Source organism: Brevundimonas sp. UBA7534, from assembly GCF_002479325.1.
GTDB lineage: Bacteria > Pseudomonadota > Alphaproteobacteria > Caulobacterales > Caulobacteraceae > Brevundimonas.
In genome coordinates, this window is record NZ_DLMO01000036.1 from 29,658 (window position 1) to 31,963 (window position 2,306).

The 2,306-nt window shown below is 66.6% G+C and carries 2 protein-coding genes and 1 pseudogene; 2 read left to right on the top strand and 1 reads right to left on the bottom strand.

Going from position 1 to position 2,306, the window contains the following annotated elements; all coding sequences use genetic code 11:
- Positions 1-555: pseudogene (locus B2U11_RS02820) on the bottom strand (hypothetical protein); the annotation flags it as partial.
- A 227-nt stretch (positions 556-782) separates the two neighbouring features.
- Here B2U11_RS02820 and B2U11_RS02825 point away from each other — a divergent pair.
- Positions 783-1,451: a TorF family putative porin gene (locus B2U11_RS02825; protein ID WP_292069821.1), complete on the top strand. Its 669-nt coding sequence runs from the start codon at positions 783-785 to the stop codon at positions 1,449-1,451.
- Between the two features lie 25 nt (positions 1,452-1,476).
- Positions 1,477-2,306: CHASE3 domain-containing protein (locus B2U11_RS02830; RefSeq protein ID WP_292069824.1), on the top strand; the 830-nt coding region annotated here is incomplete at its 3' end.

Here is a 2,306-nt window from a genome sequence, read left to right on the forward strand (position 1 = left end):
CGCGGTGACCCAGTCCGCAAAGGGCCGCCCCACCACGGCCTCCGGCGTTTCGCCCAACAAGGCCGCGGCCGCCGGGGTGATCCGACGGACCGTTCCCGCCCGGTCCACGGTGACGACCGGCGTGGAGCCCAGGATGGCGTCCAGCAGGGCCTGGCGCGCCGTCAGGTCGCACGCCAGATCCTGCGCGCGCGAAAGAGCCCCTATCAGTCGTTGGCACACCTCGGCGATGCCCCAGGCCACCACGGCGAACAGCAAGGCGTTGACGGCGGCGTCCACGATGTCGGCGCGATGGACCAGGGCCAGGTTGAAGCCGATGCTGAGCAGGATCGACACGGCCACCGCCGCCCGATCGGCCAGAAGCGCGGTCGCCATGACCGCCGGCACCATCGGCAGGTAATAGAAGTTTCCGAAGCGTTCCAGAATGGTTCGCAGCGCGACCGCGAGGGCTACGGACAGGCCGGCGACCCACAGTCGCCGCCACCAGGACGGACGGAGCCGTGCGTCGGTCTGCGGGCCAGAGCGCGCATCGCGCATCGTGGCCGCGGACCCGATCATGTCTGATCTTCGCTGGACGAAAGCATCCCCGAGGCCTCCCCGCCACGAATTTGCCGGAATTTCTATACCAGCGCCGGCGGTAAGGGCAAATACGTATTCCAGTCAGGCGCGTACGTCACGGTGAAGCTAGGGAATCCTACGTACGCCCGGGTTCACGAACGGTATTAACGCTCGCCTCATTCTTGGAGGGCAGAATGTACTCTCCAAGGTTTGAAACGACTCCTCCATTGCGTTGCCTTTCTTTCGCCCTTCTCTCGACCGCCGCCTGGGCAGGCGGGGCGCAGGCTCAATCCATCGGCGTCGATGTCGGCGTGGCCAGCCAGTATGTCGGCAAGGGCCTGGGCAAGAGCGGCGGGGACATCGCCCCCTTCGCCAAGGTGGAGATCGAGCAGAACGGTCTTTACGCCAACGTTTTCGTGTCGAGCGCCAGCGGCGCCCAGGGGTTCGATTCCGAAATCATCACCATGGCCGGCTGGCGTCCCCAGGCGGCGGGCTTCGCCTTCGACCTGGGTGTGATGAATCGCGACCTGCCCGGCGCGCGCGCCGGGGTCGATTCCAACTACTGGGAGTATCAGGCCGACGCCTCGCGCAAGCTGGGACCGGTCGCCACGCGCCTGCGCGTCAACTATTCGCCCGATGGTTTCGCCGCCACCAAGGAAGCCTGGTGGGTCGAACTGCAGGGCGCGGTGTCGGCCGGTCCGCGAACCAAGGCCTCGGCGGCGATCGCCGATCGGTCGGCCGACGGCGGCGCCGACTATCGCGCATGGAACGCGGGCGTGAAGCACAAGCTGACCGAAGCGCTGGCCGTTGATCTGCGCTGGTACGACACCGACAGCCACGAACTGGGCGACAACTACGACGGCCGCCTTGTGGCCGCCGCGACCTATTCTTTCTGACCGCGCGACAGACGGGGGAACCGAGTTGAAGTGGATTGATGATCTGACCGTGGGGCGCAAGCTCTTCGTGGCCTTCGCCACCGTCCTGGCGGCGATCGCCGTCATGGGCGTCGTCGTGGGGGTGAACCTCATGGCGATGAATCGCGCCGACGAACAGCGCAGCCTGGAAAACAAGATCAACCAGGCGACGGCCGCGGCCGAATTCTACATGGCGCGTCAGGAGAACAGCTTCCGCGGCTACCTGGTCACGGGCGACGACTACTATCTGGAGCGCATCGAGGCGCACCGCGGGAACTTCCAAGCCAAGATGGAAGAGCTGCGCGGCGACCTGCCGGAGGATCGCGCCGCTCCGGTCCTCGCCGCCGAACGTGCCGACGACATTTGGTACGAGCGCGTGGTTGAGCAGGCCAAGACTCTGATTGCTGCGGGACGGGGCGCCGACGCGCTGTCGCTGGCGGGTCGCGACGGCGTCTCGGACACTTTCGTCGGTCCCGTCGAGGCGGAACTGGACAAGCTCAAGACAGACAGCATGACCCACTCGGAGGCTGCGCGTAGCGCCCAGGACGCGGCCAGCAAGGCGGCCATGATGGCGCTGCTCGTCGGCCTGATCGCCGCCCTGGCCATCGCCCTGGCCGCTGGCTGGGTCGCGACCCGCGCCATCGTGCAGCCGATCGGCGTGATGATCGGCTATATGAAGAAGCTGATGGCCGGCGACACCGCCATCAATGTCGCCAGCGCCAACCGCAAGGACGAGTTCGGCCAGATGGGCAAGGCCATCGTGGCCTTCCGCGACGCCGCCATCGACAAGGTGCGCGTCGAATCCGAAGCTGTGGCCCAGCGTTCGCTTTCCGAACA